This is a genomic window from Persicitalea sp. (assembly GCF_041751555.1).
Classification (GTDB): domain Bacteria; phylum Bacteroidota; class Bacteroidia; order Cytophagales; family Spirosomataceae; genus Persicitalea.
This window is the reverse complement of record NZ_JBGSXF010000012.1, coordinates 1-4,979: the sequence shown is the minus strand read 5'-3', so window position 1 is coordinate 4,979 and position 4,979 is coordinate 1. Positions and strand designations below refer to the sequence as shown.

The 4,979-nt window shown below is 51.8% G+C and carries 7 protein-coding genes; 4 read left to right on the top strand and 3 right to left on the bottom strand.

Annotation, left to right across the window (positions count from 1 at the left end):
* From ACEW8P_RS00460 to ACEW8P_RS00450, 3 genes are all read left to right on the top strand, one after another.
* Positions 1–229 (top strand): hypothetical protein (locus tag ACEW8P_RS00460; protein ID WP_373511146.1); only part of this gene is annotated, 229 nt, incomplete at its 5' end.
* Positions 230–542: 313 nt separating this feature from the next.
* Positions 543–983, top strand: coding sequence for a hypothetical protein (locus ACEW8P_RS00455; protein WP_373511145.1), 441 nt, complete (start codon positions 543–545; stop codon positions 981–983).
* Positions 984–1,121: 138 nt separating this feature from the next.
* Positions 1,122–1,736 carry a DUF6134 family protein gene (locus ACEW8P_RS00450; protein WP_373511144.1) on the top strand — a complete coding sequence of 205 codons (615 nt, stop codon included), beginning with the start codon at positions 1,122–1,124 and terminating at the stop codon, positions 1,734–1,736.
* Positions 1,737–1,761: 25 nt separating this feature from the next.
* On the opposite strand, the gene rnc is transcribed toward ACEW8P_RS00450, so the two are convergent.
* Genes rnc through ACEW8P_RS00435 form a run of 3 tightly spaced genes read right to left on the bottom strand, consistent with a single transcriptional unit; the run spans position 1,762 to position 4,071 of the window.
* Complete coding sequence (gene rnc, locus ACEW8P_RS00445; protein WP_373511143.1) at positions 1,762–2,511, bottom strand: ribonuclease III; 750 nt, start codon at positions 2,509–2,511, stop codon at positions 1,762–1,764.
* 21 nt (positions 2,512–2,532) lie between these two features.
* Positions 2,533–3,786 (bottom strand): beta-ketoacyl-ACP synthase II, encoded by a 1,254-nt coding sequence (gene fabF, locus ACEW8P_RS00440; RefSeq protein WP_373511142.1) that lies wholly within the window; start codon positions 3,784–3,786, stop codon positions 2,533–2,535.
* 48 nt (positions 3,787–3,834) lie between these two features.
* Positions 3,835–4,071 (bottom strand): acyl carrier protein, encoded by a 237-nt coding sequence (locus tag ACEW8P_RS00435; protein WP_373511141.1) that lies wholly within the window; start codon positions 4,069–4,071, stop codon positions 3,835–3,837.
* A gap of 226 nt (positions 4,072–4,297) precedes the next feature.
* Here ACEW8P_RS00435 and kdsA point away from each other — a divergent pair.
* Positions 4,298–4,979 (top strand): 3-deoxy-8-phosphooctulonate synthase (kdsA, locus tag ACEW8P_RS00430; protein WP_373511140.1); only part of this gene is annotated, 682 nt, incomplete at its 3' end.

Here is a 4,979-nt window from a genome sequence, read left to right as displayed (position 1 = left end):
TTTTTTTTTTGATTACTACTTCGGCGTAATACTCACAGGCAGTCTTTTAATACTTGGTTTTATAGGTGGAGTTATTGGAGGTTTCGTTCGAAAAAAACTCCTGACTGGCAAATATGCCAACTACCCCGAACCCAGAAAGCTTCCATTGGGTAAGGGACGAAGTGCAATAGGGATTCTTGGCTTTTTGTTAGTATTATCAACACTGCTAATACTTCTGATGGGTTATTGATGAATGTTTTGTGCCCGTTACTGCCAGTTTTTATCGTATCCACAGGCATCGCGCAGTTTACGTGAGGTCAGCATTGGCCGCGTGCGTGCATCACTTTCCCTCTGAGTTATACGAATTTTGACGGTGTCTAAAGTACCTTTTGGGGTCAATATTCGGAACCCTAAAAACAAGCGGGGAATTTTATCTAGCGGTTAGGCAATCACTTTTTCAACTGCAACCTTTGAGTCGATTAATAACTAATCAGCAATGAGTTAGGTCTTGTCCAAGGCGTAGCCGGGAATTAAAGAATTAGTCACCACTAACATGAATCCTCATGAAAAAAAATGTCACTCTGATCTTCTTGTATTTTGCGGTTGCGGTATCAAATAATTCTGACGCTTATTTTTATACGGCTACCAATTCTATCGCCCCGGTAGCCTACTACACGGAGGATTCTCTTCCAACACGGATCGGCCACGTAAATCCAGTTTTGACGCTTGCAGCGATTTCGTCACCATTGGCACCCATAGTATTTATAGCAGGGTGGAAAGGCAACTTGGGTTTTGATCCAGGCCCCTTAACGGCCACTCTCTTCATATTTGGCATTGTAGGCGGGATTATTGGATTTGTAGTTCGAAAAAAACTAATGGCTGGCAAATATGCGAGCTACCCTGAACCCAAAAAGTTGCCCCTGGGTCAGGGACGAAGTTTAATAGGAATTTTTGGCTCTTTGTTGGTAACGGCACTAATAGCTGCGACAGCCTCGTGTGGATAGTTGCCAGTTTTTAACCGAATTGCCTTTAATCTCAACTTGCAAATCGGGAAGAAGGGAGAAACCCCTATTTTACAGCAGATTGGCGCATTTTGCGAAAGGGCTTACCCATGGAACAGCGACACCAACCTAACTATATCCTTGAAAGAACTAATTCCAACATTGGCGCTTGGGTTGGTACTCCTCCAACCACCCGTTGCGGGCCAGGCCATCGTTTACGACATTCTGCTCGCCGGGCGCTCCGTGGGTGAACTGACGGTTGCGCCTTCCCGTTCGGGCGACGGCGGCGATCATTTGCGGGTGAAGGCTGTCATCAACACTTTTCTCTACGATGTAGTGTATGTGAGTGAAAATCGGTTTGAAAATGGGGTGCTGAAAGCTTCCATGTCGAGCCAGGAAGTGAACGGAAAGCTCAAAGAAAAAACGAATACCGTCCAGACATCCGACCGCTACCGGGTCACCTTCGTCGAGGGAAAGGCTGCCGCTCGGCAAACCACCCTAACAGCCCATCCCATCAACCACACCGTGACCAGCCTCTACTACCGCGAGCCCTTGAATCTGAAGCATATTTACTCCGATCGCTATGGGGAAATGTGTGCGGTGCAGCAAGCGACTGCCGGAGCCTACGACGTGGTGATGCCCGACGGCAAAAAGACGCGCTACACTTACGCCCAGGGACAATGCCACGAAGTCAAGGTCCAGATTGTGGGTCTCAACCTGATATTCAGAATTCAGCCGGGTAGTGTGGTGAGGTAAGCATACCGTGTTGGGGCAACCCCCTCTACCGCAACGCCAACTCCCCACAAGCCTTCTCCGAAGCCGACTGCTCGGCCTTCTTCTTGGTAAAGCAATTGCCGACGGTAAAAGGTTCGTCATCGACAAAAAGCTGGGAGATGAATTCGCGGTGGTGGCGGTCGCCGTTTTCGGACAGTACCTCGAAGCGCAGTTCCTTGTTCTCGCGCTGCGCCCACTCGATGATGAGGCTCTTGAAGTTGGTTTTGTTCTCGATGATGTCTTCGAGGTCGTAGTGCGTCAGCAATTTTTTAATGACGAACTTACGCGTGAAGCGGAAGCCTTTGTCGAGATAAATCGCCCCGATGAAGGCTTCAAGGGCATCGCCGAACATGGAAGAGCGCGAAGAGCGGCCCCGCCGTCCGCCGTCGTACTCGATGAGAGCATCCAGGCCCAGCTTGCGGGAGATTTGACCCAGGGATTCGCGGTTGACTATCCGGGAGCGGATTTCGGTCAGGAAACCTTCGTCTTTGTAGGGGTACTTGGTGAAGAGGAACTCGGCTACGATCATACCCAGTACGGCATCGCCGAGGTATTCCAGCCGCTCGTTCGATTCACGAAAACCCTGAATAGCGGTGGGCCGGGAGGCGGACGTATGCCGAAATGCCAACTGATAGACGCTCAGATTGGACGGCCTTTCACCTAGAATATGCTCGATGGAAAGCCTGAAATTCTTCTCGACCTCACTAATTCCCGGCTTGAAAAGCGACAAAATGGGTAAAAGTATTCGCTTCCTCAAAGTCGGTAAAGTTGGGCGTGATTACTCTTCGAATTTCTTGAAAATGACCGACGCATTATGGCCGCCGAAGCCAAAGGTGTTACTCAGGGCAACGTCCACTTTGCGTTTCTGCGCCTTGTTGAAGGTCAGGTTCAGCCGCGGGTCGATCTCGGGATCGTCGGTGAAGTGGTTGATGGTCGGCGGGACGATGCCGTCGCGGATGGCCATGATGCAGGCCACCGCCTCAATAGCCCCGGCTCCTCCCAATAAATGACCAGTCATAGATTTGGTAGAGCTGATGTTCATCGCGTAGGCATGGTCGCCGAAGTAGCGCTCGATGGCCTTGATTTCCTGCGGATCGCCCAGCGGCGTGGAGGTGCCGTGGGTATTGATGTAGTCGACATCGTCGGGCCGGATGCCCGCGTCTTCCACGGCATTTTTCATCACTTGATAAGCGCCGATGCCGTCGGGATGCGGGGCCGTGATGTGGTAGGCGTCGGACGACATGCCCGCGCCGATGATTTCGGCGTAGATTTTTGCCCCGCGCGCCTTGGCGTGTTCGTATTCTTCCAGAATCAGGGCCGCGCCACCCTCGCCCAGCACGAAGCCATCGCGGTCCTTGTCGTAAGGACGGGAGGCAGTTTCGGGCGAGTCGTTGCGTTCGGAGAGGGCTTTCAGGGCGTTGAAGCCGCCGACGCCTGAGCTAATGATGGCCGATTCGGAACCGCCGCTGATGCACACCTTCATCACGCCGAGGCGGATGTAGTAGAAGGCATCGATCATCGCGTTGGTGGACGAAGCGCAGGCCGAAACCGTAATAAAGTTGGGTCCCCGGTAGCCGTAGCGGATGGACAGAACGCCCGAGGCGCTGTCGGCGATCATTTTGGGGATAAAAAAGGGATTGAATCGGGGATTGCGGCCGCCTTCGGAGAAGTTGATCACCTCGTCCTCGAAAGTTTTCAGGCCGCCCACGCCGGAACCCCAGATAACGCCGGCTTTGTCAAGATCCAGTTGGTCGGGAGCAAAGCCAGCGTCTTTTACTGCCTCATCGGCCGCAATGACCGCATATTGGGTGAAAGGGTCCATTTTACGAGCTTCCTGGCGCGGAATATAGTCGTTCATGTCGAGTCCCTTGATTTCGCAGGCGAACTTGGTGCGGAACCTCTCGGCGTCGAACCTCGTGATGGGCGCAGCACCGCTAACTCCCGCCACCAGATTTTTCCAAAAGGTGGGTGCATCGTTCCCCAACGGCGTCAAGGCGCCCAAACCAGTAACTACAACTCGCTTAAAGCTCATAAAACAGATTAAAAATGAAGAGGGTACGGGTAGTAAATATCTCTAATACTACTTCGCGTTTTCTTCGAGGTAGGTAACTGCCTGACCCACCGTGCCGATGTTTTCAGCCTGATCGTCGGGAATAGAGATGTTGAATTCCTTCTCAAATTCCATGATCAATTCGACGGTATCGAGAGAGTCGGCTCCCAAGTCGTTGGTGAAGCTGGCTTCGGTCGTAACCTCTGACTCCTCTACGCCGAGTTTTTCGACGATAATCTGCTTAACTTTTTCTGCGATTTCTGACATTTTGTTAACGCTTTTTGGTTAAAAACGCCACAAAGAAAGATATTTCGCACCACTTTTCAAACAATAGTTTATCCAGCTTTCCGACGTTCATCTGTCTAAAAAACAGAAAAGCAGGCAGTAAATCAGGGGTTTGCACAATCTTTATTCCTCGAATAGGCTGTTTGGATGGAGAACGAAGCGGAGAAATGTACCTTTGGGAAATATTGAAAAACTGCCTTTTACGCCTATGCTCACTATTCCCAAACTCAAAAATACTGATGCCAATCACTTTTTTCTGATGGCTGGCCCTTGCGCCATCGAAGGTCGTGACATGGCTCTGCGCATCGGCGAACACATCGCCAAACTCACCGACCGCCTGCGCATTCCTTATATATTCAAAGGCTCCTACCGAAAGGCCAACCGTACCAAACTGGACTCTTTCACGGGGATTGGCGACGAGAAAGCTTTGCGCATTTTGCAGGAGGTAGGCCAAACTTTCGGCGTCCCGACCGTGACGGACATCCACGAGTCGGGCGAAGCGGCGATGGCAGCCGAATATGTGGATGTGTTGCAAATCCCGGCCTTTCTCTGCCGCCAAACCGAGTTGCTGTTAGCCGCCGCCCAGACCGGGAAAGTCGTGAACGTCAAAAAAGGCCAGTTCCTGTCAGGCAACTCGATGAAGTTTGCTGTGGAGAAAATCCAAGAAACGAATCCCGACGCCCAGGTTATTCTGACCGACCGGGGTAATTCTTTCGGCTACGGCGATTTGGTGGTGGACTTCCGCAACTTGCCCGAGATGCAGTCGTTCGGCGTTCCCGTAGTCATGGACTGTACACATTCTTTGCAACAACCCAACCAAGGCAGCGGCGTGACGGGCGGCAAACCGAAGCTCATTGCCACCATCGCCAGGGCCGCCATTGCCGTGGGGG